Here is a 17,376-nt window from a genome sequence, read left to right as displayed (position 1 = left end):
CGCGAGCGAGATGTTTAGGAAACCGCTTATTTTAGCCCTCCTGCGGTAATTGAATCGTACAGACGCGATTTTGAATCGTACAAACGCTATTGGAATCGTACAGACGCGATTAATCGCGTCTCTATCAAAAAAAACGAAAATGACCCCACAACCATACCCGAAGGCCCCGGATGAATTATTCGGCGATTTTTTTCTCGATGTCCAATTGAGCCGGGATTTTCCGGATTCGAAAACGTTTGTCGATTGTGTGCCGCTGATGGCACCTGAAGCCATTCTGGCGTTGTATGAAGCGCAAAAAAACAAACCGGATTTCTACCTGAAAGCGTTTGTCAACCAGCATTTTACGCTGCCCGATACGCCCACCTCGGCGTTCACCAGCGACGCAACGATGACCACCACCGATCACATTGAAGCGCTTTGGGATGTGCTCACGCGGGCTCCGGATTTGCCGGTCGAAGGCAGTTCGCGCCTGCCGCTGCCCTATCCGTATGTGGTGCCGGGCGGTCGTTTCCGGGAGATTTTTTATTGGGACAGCTATTTTACGTTACTGGGGTTAAAACAGTCGGGCCGGATCAATCTGATTCGGAATATGGTTAACAACTTTGCGTATCTGATTGACACGTACGGTTTTGTGCCCAACGGAAACCGCACCTATTTTCTCACCCGCTCACAGCCACCGGTTTTTGCGTTGATGGTGCAGTTGCTGGCCGAACTCGACGGTCCTGACGTTCTGACGCGGTATTTGCCCCAACTGCAACAGGAATATACCTTCTGGATGAAAGGCCGGGACGATACCGCCGAACTGGTGGAGCATCTGGTGCATCTGGAAGGCGGTTTGGTGCTCAACCGATATTTTGATCCAACGCCACGCCCCCGGCCCGAAGCCTACGTTAAAGAGGTGGAGCTGACCGAAGCGGCCAACGCCGTCGGGATTGAATCAAAAACCCTCTACGAACACCTGCGGGCGGCTTGCGAATCGGGCTGGGATTTCAGCAGCCGGTGGTTTAGCGACGGACAATCGATGGAGACCACCAGCACGGCGACTATTCTACCGGTTGATCTGAATTGTGTGCTGTATTCACTCGAAACGACGTTGCGGGACGCCTACAAGCAGAATGGTAACTTGCCTGAGTCGCAGCGTTTTGAGCAGTGGGCCGAATCCCGGAAAAAGGCCATTGAACAGACGTTCTGGGATGAAAACCGGGAATTTTATTTTGATTACGATCTGGTAACGCACCGGCAGACAACGTCCCAGACGCTGGCGGCTGCGTTTCCGCTGTTTTTTGGACTCGCCACACCCCGGCAGGCCCAATGCGTCCATGACCGGTTGCGGGCGGATTTTTTGCAACCCGGCGGCTGGGTGACGACCCTCATTCGTTCCGAACAGCAGTGGGATTCGCCCAATGGATGGGCACCGTTGCAATGGATTGTTTATAAAGGACTTATGAACTACGGTTTTACGGAAACAGCCGCCGGGGGCCGTGACCGCTGGCTGGCTCTGAACGACCGGGTTTTTCGGGCAACGGGCAAAATGATGGAGAAATACAACGTCGTGGACGACACCATTACTACGGGTGGGGGCGCTTATCCCAATCAGGACGGTTTTGGCTGGACCAACGGCGTTTATCTGCAACTGATGCATGAAAAGAGCTGAAACGGCAGCGGTTTATTCATTTTAGAAACCGCAGTGATCGGCGGAAAAGTTATTTTTTCGCAGTCATTACACAACCTTTACACAAAATTTGCTGGATTGTCGGAAAGGGTTGCTTATTTTGCACCTGTTTGGTCTACTGACTTCTGTCAAATTCTATGTCATTGAAAAAAACCAAGATTGTTGCCACGGTCGGTCCGGCGTCCGACACCAAAGAGAAACTGCTGGCTTTGGCCCGCGCCGGTGTAAATGTTTTCCGGCTGAATTTTTCTCACGGCTCACACGAAGATCATTTAGCCCGCATCAAAAGCATCCGGGAAATCAACGCTGAATATGGTCTGAACCTCGCCATCCTGCAGGATTTGCAAGGTCCCAAGATCCGCATTGGTAAAGTCGAGGATGAAAATGGGGTCATGATTTTTCCAGGTAATAAGCTGGTATTTACCAACGATGATATCATTGGAACCGCTGAACGCGTCAGTACGCCCTACAAAGGCATGTTTCGCGACGTTCGGAACGGCGAGCGCATCCTGCTGGATGATGGCAAACTGGAGGTAAAAGTAATCGGAACGGATGGCACCGACGTAATTACGGAAGTGGTGTATGGCGGTCCGTTGAAATCGAAAAAAGGGGTAAACCTGCCGAATACGAAGGTTTCGATGCCTTCGGTAACCGAAAAAGATTTCGAAGATCTGGATTTTGGTCTGGAACACGAAGTCGACTGGATTGCGCTGTCGTTTGTGCGGCAGGCATCCGAGATTCTGGAAATAAAAGAATACATCCGGGCGCGGGGCAAAGTATGCCGCGTAATCGCCAAACTCGAAAAACCGGAAGCGATTCTGAACATCGACGAAATTATTGCCGCCACCGACGGCGTCATGGTAGCCCGTGGTGACCTGGGCGTTGAACTGCCCGCCGAAGACGTTCCGATGATTCAGAAAATGATCGTTGAGAAGTCGAACAAAGCCGCCAAACCGGTTATTGTGGCCACCCAGATGCTCGAAAGTATGATCGATGCACCCCGCCCGACGCGCGCTGAAGTCAACGACATTGCCAACTCCGTGTTGGACGGTGCCGATGCCGTGATGCTGAGTGCCGAAACCGCATCGGGAAAATACCCGATTCTGGCCGTCGAAAATATGACGAATACCATCCTGAAAGTTGAAGAGCTGAGCGATAAAATTTACTACCGCTATCACGCTTACGTTAACGAACAGCCGGGTAAAAATGTGCTGAACGACAACGTCGTGATGAGTGCGTGCCGGTTGGCGCGTGACACCAAAGCGAAAGCAATCATCGGAATTACAACCTCAGGCTACACCGCCTTCCGGTTATCGCACCACCGCCCGAAAGCCGGTTTGTACGTTTTTACGGCCAACAAAACGATGATGAACGCACTGGCCTTGTACTGGGGTGTTCAGGTGATGCCGTATGAGCCCAATCCGGAGAACACGGTGGATCAGACGGTTTCTGAAATCAAGGACCTGCTGGTGAAACGGGGTGTGCTCGAGTCGGGGGATATCTTCATCAATACGCTCAGTATGCCGCTGATGGAAAACCTGAAAACGAATACGGTGAAGTTGAGTGTGGTAGAGTAAAAAGAGTTGTTTCGCGGAGTTGAGCGGAGAAAAAGGGGAGTTAAGCGGAGAAATTTCTGTTTAACTCCCCTTTTCTTTTTAACTCTGCTAAACTCTGATTTTCTCCGCTAATCTCTGCGAAATAACACCCTTGTATTTCCGCTGAAAGTAGCTAAAGGAAACCACAACCAGAATCCCGTAGACGATGGAGATGATATACGCCGAATAGATGAAGAAATCGAGAAAACTGATGTTGGGCTGACCGAAGTTTTTATACAATACCACCGCTACACTGCCCATGTAGCCGTAATAATCCGCCAGCGTCACGATAAAGCCGACCGTGCTGACGTAACGAAACGAAGCCACCAGCCGCTCGAAATACAGCCCGTTGCAGGGCACATACGCTCCGTATAACCCCAACCCCACCAGCGTAAACCACGTTCCCGGCGACAGGATGCCCTGCTGAAAAAGCCAGGTACTGATTCCAATCAAAACAGCCGACAGCAGCATGACCATGTTGATGAGCCGGAAAGCTACAAAGTTGTCTTTCACCAACTGCAAAGCGCCCATAACGACCAGAATGCCGAGGGCGACGGTGGTTTCCGTTTTGGCAAATATCGACGGATTGCTGATGCCGACGGCAGAGAGAATTTCGGGGGCAAAATTGTCGCGGAAATCCCGGAAGGCCGACAGCAGTACGTAGGAGACGATCAGCGTGGTGAGACCGACCGAAAAGGTCTGTAAAAAATGCCGCCGTTCGGCCTGGTTCATGGGTCGGCGTTCGGTGCGCAGCGCCTGATCTTCGGGCGAAGGCGGGGGCAGCAGCGTCATCATCCAGACCGATACCAGCAACGGAACGACAAACAGCAGCCCGGTAACGAACGGGAGCCAGAACTCCGAAATGCCCCAGGCGCTCCGGATGGTGAGGGCGACGGTTTTGACGAACCCCGACGCAAAAATGAACGACGCGGTCAGGCCCGCAACGAGCGCATCGGTTTGCCGCCGACCCTCCAGAAACCCCAGCATAATGCCGTAGACCATGCCCAGCGGGAGGCCGTTCAGAAACAGAAAGATAATGTTGTAAGGAGCGGGCGTGAGGGCAAAACCCAGTAAGGCCACCTCGGACAAACCGATGAAAAGCAGAACGTACAGGGCCCGCTGGGCCGGTTTCATTTCCGACACCACCTTTACGCCGATCCGCTTGGAAACCGCGTACCCGAATACCTGCGCCGTGATGAGCCAGATTTTGTAACTGATTCCGGCATAACTCATGCCTTCGAAAATCACGGCTGTAATCCCTTTCCGAAAGGCATACATGCAGGCATAGGTGCAAAACGCAGCCAGTGAGCCGAAAAGAACAAAGAAGATTGGATTGCGTAAAAGAGATTTGCCGCGCATTCGTGTAGGTTTGATCACAAATTACACAGATTTACGAATAGAATGCGCGGCAGGACCTAAAAATCAGATTTCGGAACGCTTCCCGGCAAATCCGGTTTTTTGGTATTAAGATTGTGTTACGTAAAATAGGAAACCGTATACCGAAGTTGATTCTTCGTTCGTATATAGTTTAAGAGTTCGTTAGTCTCTCAACCTGAATACAACCGATATGAGCGCACAACCGATTACGAATGGATGTCTGCTGATCGCTGAACCGTTTCTGGGCGATCCGAATTTTGAACGAAGTGTCGTGCTGGTGTGCGATCATAGTGAGGAAGGAACCTTTGGGCTGGTGCTGAACCAGATTGCTCAGGTGAAACTAAACGACGTATTGACCGACGAAATGTATCACGATTACTCCCTCTACGTCGGCGGGCCGGTTCAGCAAAACACCCTGCATTATATTCACCGCCTGGGCCATGCCCTGGAGGAATCCATCGAATTGCCGAATGGACTCTACTGGAGTGGTAATTTCGATCATTTGCGGAAACTCATCAACGCCGGTGCGGTGAAAGAAACCGATGTTCGTTTTTTTGTCGGCTATTCCGGCTGGTCGGGCGGCCAACTGGCCGACGAAATGGCGCAGAACGCCTGGATTGTTACGCAGGCCGATTCCAGCTTCATTTTCGACACGCCATCCGACCAGTTCTGGCGGGGAATCTTGCGGCAGATGGGCGGGCAATACCGCGTACTTTCGCATTATCCGGTCGATCCGCGACTCAATTAGGTTAAGCTGGACCCGAGCGGTGAGCGTAGAAAGGAAAGAGTTGAATCGCTGGTTTCGGTGCGGTTCCCGGTGCGCTGTGGCCTTCCCTCTCTGGTCTATTCTCTTAATTTTTGTGAAAATGCCCCGAAACTTCGGGCTACAGCCGTAAGATAACTGAATTTCTCCCGTTATTTGTCTGCCGGTTCACGACCACGATGGTGAGCTGATTGGTTTATTTCCCAAAAACTGTATGTTGAAAGTCAGACTACTTATACTAGTGGCGTTTGTATTCGCTTCCTTTTCTTCCTTTGCTCAGATTCAGGGTGTGTTCGGTCTCAAATTCGGAGCCAATTCGTCAAAAACCGTTCAGGAGGGCGTCACCCCTTATATTTCCCGTTTAAAAACTTCCTTTCACCTGGGCGGTATTTACCGGTTGCGGTATAAGCGGTTCGTCGCGCAGCCTGAATTGTTATTTTCGCTCAAAGGCGGCTCGTTCAAACGGCTGGGGGCCAATCCGCAGGTGATCCGAAACAATTATAATTACCTGAGTGTGCCGCTTATGCTGGGCTGGGTGCCCACGGAAGGGGTGGTGCTTCAGGCGGGCCCCGAATTTAGTTATGCCCTCAATACGCCCAGCACCAACGGCCCGGGAAAACGTAACGATACCGGTATTGCCGTTGGCGTTCACTATGATTTTCTGGATATGGCCGAAAAGTTTAGTTTGAACCTGCGCTACATCTACGGCCTGAACAACATCTCCAACAGCCCTATCGTCGAATACCGCAACCGGACTTTTCAGGTTTCAATCGTCTATAATTTCTATAAGAAAGGGAAGTAAGTCGGTGCGGATTATCGTTATATTCAAACGAAAAAATCCTAAACCATGAAACCCATGTCAGCTTACCCCAGTCCATCAGCGGAAGCGTTGCGGGAAGAACTGCAGCAAAACAGCGAGAATGACCACGTTGGGCACACGTTGCTCTTTGAAAATGCGAAGGTAAAAGTCTGGCACATCACGCTCCAGCCGGGTGAACGCATCCACTATCACCGCCACAATTACGATTATTTCTGGACGGTGCTTCAGGATGGGCAGGGTGTTTCCAATCAGGCCGATGGCAGCCAGGTGAGTTTTACGTTTCAGAAAAACCAGACGTCCTTTCAGAATATCGTCCAGCAGGGGAGCGCCATTCATGATTTGCAAAATACAGGCGACCAGATCCTCGAATTTATAACCACTGAATTAAAGTACTGATAGTGAGAGGTATGTACTTCTAACTGAACCGTCGGTCCGGCCAACGGCCTGGTCCTCTTTTGCCAATTTGATCAGGGAAAACGCGGCCTGGAAATCCTAAAATATAGCCAAAAAGGCAAACAGTAACCGCTCGGATTGGTTATCCAGGGAATAAATCAAATTCGTTTTTCACCTGAAAAGAGCAAAATCATGGCAGAGAAGAGCAAAGAGGAACTAGCCGCCATACAAGCAATAAGTCCGGCGGGTATGGGGGATCGGTCGGATAAAGGAAAAAGTGCCAGCGGAGTCGCCAGCGAATCGCCCGACGATGAGGTGCTGAACATCCAGCCGACCGACATCGAAGACAAGTACGTGGAAGGTGAGGGTGAGGAACCCGCCAGCAACCTTCGGGAAACCCATCCGAACCGCAACCGGGATGGCAAACCGCAACTCGATAAGCCGTCGTATGGCGGAGGTCATTAACTGCATCGGGGCGCCAATGGCGCCCCGATGGCTATACATCCTCATTTTACCCGCACGTAGACGAGCTTAAAATTGCCTTTGCCCGTTTCCCGCTCGTCGATTTCAAACAGATCGATGCTTTTCAACAGCGGGACCAGCTTTTTAAAACCGTAATTCCGCGGATCGAAGTCCGCCTGTTTTTTCGGTAACAAGTTGCCCAGCTCACCCAAAAACGCCCAGCCCGACTCGTCGGCCAGATCATTGATGCTGTCGGCAATCATCTTGATCACTTCTTTATTGACTTTACCGATGGCTTCCGGTTCGGGGGCTGCTGCGATAACGTCCGGTTCCTTGACCGGTTTTGCCGGAATTTCGACCGGTTTTGCCGGCGTTTTTCTCCTCGACCGGGTTTTGGATACGGACGACACGAGCACGGGGACGACCTCGTTTTTCTTCAGAATTTCCAGGTAAATGAACTTGTTACAGGCTGATATAAAAGGGGTTGGCGTTTTCTTTTCACCAATTCCAAACACTTTCATTCCGGCTTCGCGCAGGCGGGTGGCCAGCCTTGTAAAGTCACTGTCGCTGGAAACAATGCAGAAACCGTCGACCCGCCCGGTATACAGAATGTCCATCGCGTCGATGATCATGGCGGAGTCCGTCGCGTTTTTGCCGGTCGTGTAACTGTACTGCTGGATAGGCGTGATGGCATTTTCCAGCAATACGGTTTTCCAGCCGGCCACAGTTGGCTTGGTCCAGTCGGCATAAATCCGCTTGAACGTGGGCGTTCCGTATTTCGCAATCTCTTCCAACATACCCCGGACGTTGGAATACGGCACATTATCGGCGTCGATCAATACCGCAAGTCTCAGGTCAATGGTGGTTTCCATGTAGTTTTCAGTTCGTAGCGGATACCGCAAATGCTTTATCCGGCAACTTTACCAAAAAATACGCAGAAGTCAACCTGAGCGGAGCCGCTTCTTTGCTGGTGAACGGCATGATTAGCTTTTGGCTTCTTTTGATTCTTCCGCAAAGCCCTTCATTTTTGCGGTTATATCGTCATAAACGGCATCAACTTTTTTCTTGAAACTTTTGACGGAATGGGAATAGTCGTCCTTCAGCCCTTCCAGATAATCTTCTCCTTTTTCCTTGATCTTCCTTCTGACTCGCACGCCTTTGTCGGGCGCAAACAACAGTCCCAGGGCAACACCGGTGGTGGCGGCCAACAAAATGCTCAATACTACTTTTTCGGTTTTCATGATGTACAATGGTACGGTTTGGTTATATGTAATCAGCGATTACAAAGGTAGTTGGCTGGAAAGGAAAAGAACTTGAGCAATGTCGCCTGTAAAACTGAAAAATGTCACCTGGTTAGCTAACCAGGCACTTACAGCGCCGTTCCCTCAATCAAAATAACCCGCTCAATGGATTGATCTTTCAGGCCCATATACTGCCTGCGTTGCGGGTCGTCGCGATAGGCTTCGAAATCGGCCCTCGTCGGAAAAGTGACCAGATGGATTTCGTACGGGAGCCCCATCGTCGTTGTAATAACGGACGATTCGGCGGGCCGTACCCGGTAGATCAATTCGCCCCTGTACTGTTGAAGCAAAGGCAGAACTTGGTCTTCGAACGCATGGAAGGCATCTTCCTGTCCTTGTTTTACAAAGACAACCTGGGTGTAGTAAAGCATGGTTTATTCGATCAACTATAAATGATAACGAGTAACCGGCCAATCCGTTACTCGATCAATCGGAACAGGCGGTTCCAGCGGATTTTAGTCCAGACCGTTGCCGGGTCGGGATCGATCGACATCCAGACGAAAACCGCCTTGCCCACAATGTGGTTTTCCGGTACAAATCCCCAATACCGGGAGTCGTCCGAGTTGTGGCGGTTATCACCCATCATGAAATAGTAATCTTGCTTAAAGGTATACGAAGTAATGGGCTGGCCGTCGATTTTGAGGCTGGTCGCCGTCATTTCAACCTTCGCATTGCCTTCATGACGGTTGATCAGGGGGCCATAAACCGCAATGGTCTGTGGATTGATGGGTACAGTTTGTCCCTTTTTAGGGATCATGAGCGGACCGAAGTTGTCCCGGTTCCACGCATAGGCCGAACTACCGTAAATGCCCGGTGCGACCGCTCCGGCGGGGTCAATCAGCGGTTCAATACGGTTCACCCAGTCGAGTTCTTTCAGTTTTGCAATCACATCCGGCGTGGTGGTGATGCTATAACCGACCAACTCCGCTGCTTTCTTGCTTTCAGAATATTCCTCGATGGGTTGCCAGTTGATGAACGGCCCTTCCGCCGATTTGTAGTCGTTGATGATGTTGTATTTCCGGAAAAACCGTTCATTCAGCACCTCGGTCGTTTTCATGAAATAGCTGGTTTCGGCCCGAACCGGTGTGGGAAATGCCTTGCCGTTGACGAACACCTGCGCCTGCCGAATCTCAAGTTTATCGCCCGGAATACCGATGCAGCGCTTGATAAGGTTGGTTCTCAGATCCATCGGATAATCGGGCTCACCGGCTTTGGGGGGCGGAAAGTTAAAAACCACCACGTCGCCGTTTTTTACGTGCGTAAAACCGGGCAACCGGTAGGAGGGTAGCTGGATCAGGTCGCTATACGATGGGAGGTTGGTTCCCCAGATTTTCTGGTGGGTGAGTGGAACCTGCAAGGGCGTTTGCGGGGTCCGTGAACCATAATGCAGTTTGCTGACAAACAAAAAATCGCCGACCAGCAGGCTGTTTTCCATCGACGGGGTCGGAATGGCGTACGCTTCAAAGGTCAGAAACCGAATCAGTGTCGCGGCAATCACCGCAAACAAAATGGAATCGAGCCATTCCCGCAGGAAGGATTTTTTGGGTTTAGACGGCTTGTTGACCGGGCCGGTTGGGGTCTTGCGCATGAGTTAGACAGAATGGGAGTTACGAATCGCTCTACCAGTACAATCAAGCGCAACCGGAAAAACCCGAAATGAACGGCATGATCGTTCGGGCAAAGTAAGAAGCAACCGTTTAGAACGGAATGTATTTTACAGGGGAGGTTGTTTGCTTTGCTGAATGGTGCGGTCCGCTGGTTAGGAGTTGCCAAGGCCGGGCGGCCCCGCTGGGTTCATGCTGCCGCGGATGGCAAATCCTGATCCGCACAGCGCCCCGCTATTCCCTCCGCAAACTCACCACCGGGTCCATCAAAGCGGCTTTGATGGCCTGTACCGACAGCGTCGCCAGCGCAATTACAATCGCCAGTCCGCCCGCCAGCGCAAACACCCACCACGCCAGATCGATGCGGTAGGCAAACGCCTGCAACCACCGGTTCATAACCCCTGCGGCCACCGGCGACGCAATGAGAATAGCGATGAGCACCAACCGGATAAAATCCTTCGACAACAAGACTACGATACTCGCCACGGTGGCGCCCAATACTTTCCTAATCCCGATTTCTTTGGTCCGTTGCTGAGCCGATAGGTGCGCCAGTCCGAACAAGCCCAGCGTACAAATCAGAATGGCCAGCGTGGCCGCATAGCCTACAATCCGCTGCCATTGCTGTTCCAGTTGATAGTCTTTGGCGTTGATTTCGTCCAGAAAACGGTAGTGGTACTCCACCATCGGCAGCGTTTTTTTATACACTTCTTCAAAGGCGGCCAAGCCCTGCTGCCGGTTTTTGTCGATTTTTACCCAGATACCGCCCGACTGATCCTCCTTCATGAACATCGCCAGTGGTTGAATCCGCTCTTTCAACGAGCCAAAATGAAAATTCTGTACTACGCCGACGATACTCAATGTTTTCCCGCCAGCGTCATTGCTCAATCGAATGGTTTTGCCAATGGGTTTGGATAAACCGGCGGCTTTTATGAAGGCTTCATTGACGATCACGGCATTCGTTTTGTCAGACAAGAAACTTAGTGACAGATTCCGTCCGGCTTTCAGTGGGATAGACAATGCCGGAAGATAGAATTCATCGATGTATCGATACACGCTGTGAATCATTCGGTCGGCCACGCGGGTTTCGAATCTTCCTCCCAGTTCGCTACCAAACGATACGTGCTGAATCCCGGGTTGGTTGGCCAGTTCATTTCGCAAAATGGCCTGAATAGCTTTGAAATCCCGGGCACCGGGAATGGTTGTATAAATCACCTGATCGGGACTGTAACCTAGATCTTTGGTCCGGACATAACGCATCTGGTGATAGAAAACGAGGGTGCAAACAACCAGAAAAACAGACAACGAAAACTGCACGACCACCAAACTCCGCCCCAGCCAATTCCGCCCCGAAAGCTTCTGCCGGTTATACAATACGTGGGTAGGCTTAAATTTCGATAACACCAGGGCCGGGTAAAAGCCGGTCATTAAGATATTGACTATCAACAAAATAAGGCAAGGGGTTAGCAGGTTTTTATCCATGATTTCTCCATACATAATTCCCTTTCCACTTAACTGATTGAAAACCGGCAACGTCACGAACAGCAGGATCAAGGCGAGCCCGAACGCCAGCAGACACAGCAGGGCCGACTCCCCCAGAAACTGAAAGATAATCTGGCTCGGGCGGCTACCGGTTATTTTCCGAATACCGACTTCTTTGGCTCGTTTCAGTGAATTGGCGATGCTGATGTTGACAAAATTGATGGACGCCATCAGCAGGATGAAAGCCGAAATGCCCAGAAACAGATACGAAAAAACCGGCTTGCTACCGTTGATAACGCCCCCTTCCCGGTTGCTGCCACTTTCGTACAAAGGTGCCAGATGAATGTCGGTCATGCGCTGTAGTCCGTAGCGGATGGCCGGATCAAATCCGTAATTTTTCCGGTTTTCGGCCCGCTGCTGACGGGCGAAAAGTGTATGGATTTTATCGAATTTTCGGACAACGGCATTCGGATCTGCTTTGGGATGCAAGACTACGAACGTACCTAAATACGCATTCAGCCAGCTGGTATCATCGAACGACACCTGCATGAATTTGAACGGAAACAGCACGTCAAACTGAAGAGACGATGTGCGGGGCGGGTCCTGCACCACGCCGGTGATGATCGAAGCGCCCATTTGGTTGCCCGATGGTCCATCTTCCAGCAGCGTTTTCCCGACTACATCGATGCTGTTGAAAAATTTCCGGGCTGTTCGTTCCGTAATCACAACGGTATTAGCACCTTGCAAAGCCGTTTCGGGATTACCGCTCAAAAACTTGAACGTAAAGACCTTGAAGAAGGTCGAATCGACGTATAAAAGCTGGAGGTTGAACGATTTTTCGGCAGCAATGAGGTTGCCAAAAATATCACCGCCCATAATGCGCACATAATTCTGTACTTCCGGAACCTGCGCTTTGAAAACCGGACCCTGTACCTGCCCCGTGCCGCCGGTGGTTTCGGCCTGTCCGCCTTTGGTCCGGACCATCGTCGTGGTGATCCGGTACAGATTCGGCGCGTTCCCGTGAAACCGGTCGAAGCTCCGTTCATCTTTTATGTACAGAATAGCCAGCAGCACGCAGGTGATTCCGACGGCCAGCCCAACGACGTTAATGGCCGAATACAGGCGGTTTTGCCACAGCATTCGGAAGGTGATCTTGAGGTAATTCTGAAGCATAAACGTACCCGCGGACTTTAGTCCGTGCTGACTATTTTGGTGCTACTACACGGTGACTAGTTCGCGGACTAAAGTCCGGGGGTACGGGATTCCAGCCGATAGCCTACGCCGTGCACGGCCACAATCTTGAGCGTCGCGTCGTCCTGAAGCAGTTTCCGCAGCCGCGACACAAACACGTCCACGCTGCGCCCGACGATGATTCCTTCGTCTTCCCAGACCGATTTGAGGATAAAATCCCGTTCAAGCAGTTGATTCAGATTTCCGGCAAAAAGGCGGAGTAGTTTGGCTTCCCGGTACGTCAGCTGGTGCGCCTGCTGCCCGGAAAGCAAGGTTAGATTTGTGGGATCAAGGCTGGAATTTCCAAACTGAATAGCCCGGCTTGTTTCTGCCATCGGTGCCGAAGCCAATCCTTCTTTCGGGGTGGTCGATCGACGCCATACCGTGAAAACCAGGGCCGTCAACATACTGCCAACGGCCAGCATCCACCAGGCAGAAGCGGTTTGTGGCGCAGGCTCGGGCGCGGCAAACCGGACTTGCAGGTTGTAACACCCGCTGGCCTGTTGACGACCGCTGCAAGGTACCGTCTGCTTTTTGTTTACATCCAGAACCGTGTAGCCCAGTTGTATTTTTCCATCCGAACACGTCAATACGGCCACGTCATAGCTCTCCTGAATACCGTGGATTTGCAAGGATGACTGCAACAGGTCAGGTAATTTACCATAATTGAACGGGTGATCCAGGCGGATCAGAAACGTGTTGGCATCGGTCTGTTGAACGGGCGAAATCCGGGACGTCGAATCACCCGCGGCCACCAGGAGATGATGCGCGGTTCGGCGAAGAGCCAGATTTACTTTTTCGGCAAAACGGCTTTTTTCAGCCTGCGTCGGGTTCGGGGTCGAACGAACAAACTGCACAAACAGCAGCCCCGTTAACAAAACGAAACTGGTTGTGATGATTCGGGCTACTTTTCCCATACTGCTTTTCGATTTATTCTTTCCGCACAACGTCCGCCGGAAGCGTCTGCAATTCGTCTTTCACAAATGAGTCGATCTAACAGGCGCAACGAAATAGGCACACAGAACGGCTGCCATTTCTGGTTCGATTCCAATCCGCTTCCCGCCGTTTTGATGGGGTCATCGTGATTAAAATACGTCAATTTGCCGGTATAATACAACGACTCATTTTTTAAAAAAACGGCCCCATGCTCTACCGGTCAACATCCGTCTCCTTTTTTGAACGGGAGTTTAAGAAACCAGAAAAGCTTCAGGGGGATGATGCGCTTGGCCACCGCATCTTCTTTTCGGATCGGCTCAATCACCAGATCGTCACCAACGTGCGCGTAGGCCAGTACGTCGGCCAGGTCAATTTCGGACGCCTGGCAACGAATATTGGCTTTTCCCATGGTCAGTTGTTTTCCGTCCCGGCTCAGATAAACCCTGAATGGTATTTTGACGGCATCGGGCGAATAGGGATCGCCGGCAACCACGGTCAGTTTGCCCCGGCTACTGAGCGAGAAGAAGGAATAATCCAGCGTAATACCATCCAGAAGCAGAGGATTATCGGAAAATTCTTTCGTTTTTTTCTCATCGGTTGCCTTTTTGCTTTCGTGAGAATCGGTGGTCCGGTTTTCCATCAACCGCACGGAACTACTAAATACGGACGGTTGGGAAACCGTACCAAAAAACAAGACGAGTACAATCCATTTTTTTGTCATGGCGGCTTTTCGTTAAGTGATGAACCAAATGTATGGCCCATTCCAAAAGCGGCCAATTAACGCCGGTAAAACATTGTAAACGAATTGTAAAAGCTTCTCAGAAGAGTTATTTCGCGGAGTTGAGCGGAGAAAAAGGGAGTTAAGGGGAGGTGAAAAATCTCTGCTTAACTCCCTTTTCTCCGCTCAACTCCGCGATACAACGCTCAAGACTCGACCAGCAGCTTCCTTTGTTTCACCAGATCCTCCCGTTTGACAAACGTGATGGGCACAAACTGGTCGGTGGGGGAACCGATGTAGTAGAGCGTCCAGTCCTGATCATAACCCGCCAGCATCTGCCGGATGCAATCCACGCGGTCGATGGTCGGAATGTTGCAGTCTTCCCAGTAAAACAGCTCCACGCGGTAGTGCAATTCTTGCCGCTTGCCGTTGATGGTGACTTCGATTTCGATGTCCTGTTTGCCGGGCATCATGGGAATGGGAATAGCGATATGTGCTGCCATAGTTATAGGAGATTGGGATTTCAGTTATTCACTTCGAAGGCTTTTTACCGGATTTGTCAAAGCGGCTTTGATGCTCTGAAAACTGACCGTTAGGAAGGCAATCGCGATAGCCATCACCGCTCCGGCACCAAAAATCCACCATTCGATACCCACTTTGTAGGCAAAGCCCTGCAACCACTTGTCGGTAAAATAATACGCGATCGGCGACGCAATCAGGATGGCCACCAGCACGAGTTTCAGGAAGTCCCGCGTGAGCAGCCCCACCAGACTGACGACGGTAGCGCCCAGAACCTTCCGAACGCCCACCTCTTTAATCCGCTGGAAAGCAATCAGGGTAGACAAGCCGAACAGGCCCAGGCAACTGATGACGACGGCCACCGCCGTTGCCAGGTTGATAATGCGGGCCATGTTCCGCTCGCTGGCGTAGATTTCTTCCAGCGTGCTGTCGTAAAATTTGTATTCGAACGGTTCAGTCGGATAAAACTGTTTCCAGACCTGCCCAATTTTCCGGATGGACGCCTGCCATTGTTCCGGATCGGGCGAACCCAGTTTTATATTGAAGGTATGCAGACTCTGCTTTTCACTCATCAATACAACCGGTTCAATTTTTTGATAAAACGATCCGATGTGAAAATCCCGCACCACCCCGACAATCGGAATGGCGGTGCCATCCAGTTGCTGAATGTATTTCCCGATCGCTTCCTGGGGTGACGGAATGCCGAATTCGTGCAGGGCGGTTTCGTTGATCACGTATTCCCGGGCCGTATCGGACGGAGCCAAATTCCGACCAGCCAGCAACGGTATTTTATACAGGGAAAGCAGGGTGGTATCGACAAACTTGAGAAACATCTGTTTTTCGGCAACCTGCCCTTTTTTATTCTTGTATTGAAAGCTGTTGCTGTTGAACGAGCTGTTCATGGGCGCATTGCCCAACGCCACGCCGGCAATACCGGGTTGTTTGGCCAGTTCCTGCTGCATGGTAAACTTCCGGTTTTTATAAGCCGGCTTGTTTTGCAATTTCCAGGGTGTTTCGACCAGCAAAACCGCTTCCCGATTAAATCCGAGATCTTTATTGAGCAGATAATGCAGTTGCCGCCCCACCAGCATGGTTCCGACAATGAACAACTGGGCGACCACGAACTGGAAGACAATCAGACTTTTCCGCATCGTCAAGCCACCTTTTCCAACCTGCGTGGTCACCTGTCCGCGCATCATGCTCACGACCTGCACGCGGGTAACCAGCCAGCCGGGATACAAGCCCGAAAATACCGTAACCCCCAGCAGAAGCAGCAGCAGAAAAACGGCGATTTTCCAGTAGTCGGTATAGCGGTCCATGCCTTCCGGTATTAATTCCTGAAAAGCCGCCAGCGCCCAATACGACAGCACAATCGCTAACGCGGTGATCACCAGCGTTTCACCCAGGAACTGCCGGATCAGATGCCAGCGTGAGCTGCCCAGCGTTTTGCGGATACCGACCTCTTTGGCCCGCTGCGGCATCTGGGCCGTCGTGAGGTTGATGTAGTTGATACACGCCAGTACCAGCAGAAAAGCCGCAATGCCCATCAAGCCGTAGAGCACGTTGCGATTGGCCTTGCGCATGTTTTCGCCGTATTCGGTCGAAAAATGCACCTGAGCCAATGGCAGGAGTTCATGCCAGCGTTTGAAATGGTATTTTTTCATATTCTCCGCGCCGTTGAGAGCCGAAATCGCATTGATTTGCTTCAATACGTTCGGAGCGGACGCGTTCGGTACCAGGGCGATATAGAGTTTGTTATTGGAGCTTACCCCGCCCCAGTTCGGGTTCCTGTTTTGGGCTCCTTTGGTTGGAAAAAACTCTTTGGCATCAAAGCTGCTCGGAAAATCGAGGTCGGCCACCACGCCGGAAACCCGCACGGTTATCGTATCGTCGTAGATCATCGTCCGGCCCAGCACCTTCGCCATCGGAAGGCCCGGGAAGTATTTCTCGGCCCGGCTTTGGGTCAACACCACCTGGTTGGGCGCATCCAGCGCCGTAGCACTACTGCCAGCCAGCCAGCGGTGCGGCACCATTTCGAAATACTGGTTATTGGTCACAATGAGGTTTTTCGGTTCCAGAAACCGGTCCGAACCGGCTTTGGCCCCCGGTATCCGAACACTTTCTTTCCAGTCGTCCCAAACCGGTACCACTTTTTCCAGACCCGGCACCTGCTCGTCGATCGCGTCGGCCATCGGCATCGGCACACCGGCATTTTTCCCTTCGTTATCCTCCGACTTAAAATGACTCACCACCCGGTAAATCCGCTCGCGGTTGGGCTGCTGACTATCGAAGCTAAACTCGTAGCTAACGATCCGGTAAATGACCCAGCACCCGCTGATGCCAATGGCCAGCCCCAGGATGTTGAGAGTGGTAAATAACCGGTTCCGCCACAGGTGGCGAAAGGTGGTTTTGAGGTAGTTATTACCCATTTTAGGTTAGAATTAAGCGTTAATAAGTAAGAATGATGAGGTAAGCGTGATGAGTTAAAAAGAAATGCGCCAGCAACT

General features: G+C 51.4%; 16 protein-coding genes. 6 read left to right on the top strand and 10 right to left on the bottom strand.

Going from position 1 to position 17,376, the window contains the following annotated elements; genetic code table 11:
- Positions 1–139: 139 nt before the first annotated feature.
- The gene (treF, locus tag EHT87_RS12505; RefSeq protein WP_124906954.1) at positions 140–1,654 is read left to right on the top strand and encodes an alpha,alpha-trehalase TreF; all 1,515 of its coding nucleotides are present in this window, start codon (positions 140–142) and stop codon (positions 1,652–1,654) included.
- A 155-nt stretch (positions 1,655–1,809) separates the two neighbouring features.
- A complete protein-coding gene (gene pyk, locus EHT87_RS12500; RefSeq protein ID WP_124906953.1) occupies positions 1,810–3,249 on the top strand; it encodes a pyruvate kinase in 1,440 nt (479 codons plus the stop codon).
- Positions 3,250–3,336: 87 nt separating this feature from the next.
- Here pyk and EHT87_RS12495 read toward each other — a convergent pair whose 3' ends face one another.
- The gene (locus EHT87_RS12495; RefSeq protein ID WP_124906952.1) at positions 3,337–4,626 is read right to left on the bottom strand and encodes a DUF5690 family protein; all 1,290 of its coding nucleotides are present in this window, start codon (positions 4,624–4,626) and stop codon (positions 3,337–3,339) included.
- A 208-nt stretch (positions 4,627–4,834) separates the two neighbouring features.
- On the opposite strand from EHT87_RS12495, the gene EHT87_RS12490 reads away from it, so the two are divergent.
- From EHT87_RS12490 to EHT87_RS12475, 4 genes are all read left to right on the top strand, one after another.
- The gene (locus EHT87_RS12490; protein WP_124906951.1) at positions 4,835–5,392 is read left to right on the top strand and encodes a YqgE/AlgH family protein; all 558 of its coding nucleotides are present in this window, start codon (positions 4,835–4,837) and stop codon (positions 5,390–5,392) included.
- Positions 5,393–5,621: 229 nt separating this feature from the next.
- Entirely contained in the window at positions 5,622–6,209 is a 588-nt protein-coding gene (locus tag EHT87_RS12485) for a porin family protein (RefSeq protein WP_124906950.1), read from the top strand.
- 54 nt (positions 6,210–6,263) lie between these two features.
- Positions 6,264–6,623 (top strand): cupin domain-containing protein, encoded by a 360-nt coding sequence (locus EHT87_RS12480; protein ID WP_221622015.1) that lies wholly within the window; start codon positions 6,264–6,266, stop codon positions 6,621–6,623.
- A gap of 189 nt (positions 6,624–6,812) precedes the next feature.
- Complete coding sequence (locus tag EHT87_RS12475; RefSeq protein WP_124906948.1) at positions 6,813–7,085, top strand: hypothetical protein; 273 nt, start codon at positions 6,813–6,815, stop codon at positions 7,083–7,085.
- Between the two features lie 41 nt (positions 7,086–7,126).
- Here the strand turns inward: EHT87_RS12475 and EHT87_RS12470 are convergent, their stop codons facing one another.
- From EHT87_RS12470 to EHT87_RS12430, 9 genes are all read right to left on the bottom strand, one after another.
- Complete coding sequence (locus EHT87_RS12470; RefSeq protein WP_124906947.1) at positions 7,127–7,954, bottom strand: NYN domain-containing protein; 828 nt, start codon at positions 7,952–7,954, stop codon at positions 7,127–7,129.
- Between the two features lie 111 nt (positions 7,955–8,065).
- Entirely contained in the window at positions 8,066–8,323 is a 258-nt protein-coding gene (locus EHT87_RS12465) for a YtxH domain-containing protein (RefSeq protein ID WP_124906946.1), read from the bottom strand.
- 128 nt (positions 8,324–8,451) lie between these two features.
- Positions 8,452–8,754 (bottom strand): DUF1330 domain-containing protein, encoded by a 303-nt coding sequence (locus EHT87_RS12460; RefSeq protein ID WP_124906945.1) that lies wholly within the window; start codon positions 8,752–8,754, stop codon positions 8,452–8,454.
- A 47-nt stretch (positions 8,755–8,801) separates the two neighbouring features.
- Entirely contained in the window at positions 8,802–9,971 is a 1,170-nt protein-coding gene (gene lepB, locus EHT87_RS12455; RefSeq protein ID WP_124906944.1) for a signal peptidase I, read from the bottom strand.
- 250 nt (positions 9,972–10,221) lie between these two features.
- Entirely contained in the window at positions 10,222–12,639 is a 2,418-nt protein-coding gene (locus tag EHT87_RS12450) for an ABC transporter permease (protein ID WP_124906943.1), read from the bottom strand.
- 68 nt (positions 12,640–12,707) lie between these two features.
- The gene (locus tag EHT87_RS12445) at positions 12,708–13,613 is read right to left on the bottom strand and encodes a winged helix-turn-helix domain-containing protein (RefSeq protein ID WP_124906942.1); all 906 of its coding nucleotides are present in this window, start codon (positions 13,611–13,613) and stop codon (positions 12,708–12,710) included.
- 239 nt (positions 13,614–13,852) lie between these two features.
- Positions 13,853–14,353 (bottom strand): hypothetical protein, encoded by a 501-nt coding sequence (locus tag EHT87_RS12440; protein WP_124906941.1) that lies wholly within the window; start codon positions 14,351–14,353, stop codon positions 13,853–13,855.
- 203 nt (positions 14,354–14,556) lie between these two features.
- Positions 14,557–14,853: a hypothetical protein gene (locus tag EHT87_RS12435; protein WP_124906940.1), complete on the bottom strand. Its 297-nt coding sequence runs from the start codon at positions 14,851–14,853 to the stop codon at positions 14,557–14,559.
- Positions 14,854–14,877: 24 nt separating this feature from the next.
- Positions 14,878–17,298 carry an ABC transporter permease gene (locus tag EHT87_RS12430; protein WP_124906939.1) on the bottom strand — a complete coding sequence of 807 codons (2,421 nt, stop codon included), beginning with the start codon at positions 17,296–17,298 and terminating at the stop codon, positions 14,878–14,880.
- Positions 17,299–17,376 lie beyond the last annotated feature (78 nt).

Origin of the sequence: Larkinella knui, assembly GCF_003858645.1 — a bacterium.
GTDB lineage: Bacteria > Bacteroidota > Bacteroidia > Cytophagales > Spirosomataceae > Larkinella > Larkinella knui.
This window is presented reverse-complemented; position numbering and strand designations above follow the sequence as displayed.

Coding starts and splice junctions, on each gene's coding strand:
- EHT87_RS12450 (WP_124906943.1), bottom strand. CDS start 12,639: ATGCTTCAGAATTACCTCAAGATCACCTTCCGAATGCTGTGGCAAAAC.
- EHT87_RS12465 (WP_124906946.1), bottom strand. CDS start 8,323: ATGAAAACCGAAAAAGTAGTATTGAGCATTTTGTTGGCCGCCACCACC.
- EHT87_RS12490 (WP_124906951.1), top strand. CDS start 4,835: ATGAGCGCACAACCGATTACGAATGGATGTCTGCTGATCGCTGAACCG.
- EHT87_RS12480 (WP_221622015.1), top strand. CDS start 6,264: ATGTCAGCTTACCCCAGTCCATCAGCGGAAGCGTTGCGGGAAGAACTG.
- lepB (WP_124906944.1), bottom strand. CDS start 9,971: ATGCGCAAGACCCCAACCGGCCCGGTCAACAAGCCGTCTAAACCCAAA.
- treF (WP_124906954.1), top strand. CDS start 140: ATGACCCCACAACCATACCCGAAGGCCCCGGATGAATTATTCGGCGAT.
- EHT87_RS12440 (WP_124906941.1), bottom strand. CDS start 14,353: ATGACAAAAAAATGGATTGTACTCGTCTTGTTTTTTGGTACGGTTTCC.
- EHT87_RS12485 (WP_124906950.1), top strand. CDS start 5,622: ATGTTGAAAGTCAGACTACTTATACTAGTGGCGTTTGTATTCGCTTCC.
- EHT87_RS12435 (WP_124906940.1), bottom strand. CDS start 14,853: ATGGCAGCACATATCGCTATTCCCATTCCCATGATGCCCGGCAAACAG.
- EHT87_RS12495 (WP_124906952.1), bottom strand. CDS start 4,626: ATGCGCGGCAAATCTCTTTTACGCAATCCAATCTTCTTTGTTCTTTTC.
- EHT87_RS12460 (WP_124906945.1), bottom strand. CDS start 8,754: ATGCTTTACTACACCCAGGTTGTCTTTGTAAAACAAGGACAGGAAGAT.
- pyk (WP_124906953.1), top strand. CDS start 1,810: ATGTCATTGAAAAAAACCAAGATTGTTGCCACGGTCGGTCCGGCGTCC.
- EHT87_RS12445 (WP_124906942.1), bottom strand. CDS start 13,613: ATGGGAAAAGTAGCCCGAATCATCACAACCAGTTTCGTTTTGTTAACG.
- EHT87_RS12470 (WP_124906947.1), bottom strand. CDS start 7,954: ATGGAAACCACCATTGACCTGAGACTTGCGGTATTGATCGACGCCGAT.
- EHT87_RS12430 (WP_124906939.1), bottom strand. CDS start 17,298: ATGGGTAATAACTACCTCAAAACCACCTTTCGCCACCTGTGGCGGAAC.
- EHT87_RS12475 (WP_124906948.1), top strand. CDS start 6,813: ATGGCAGAGAAGAGCAAAGAGGAACTAGCCGCCATACAAGCAATAAGT.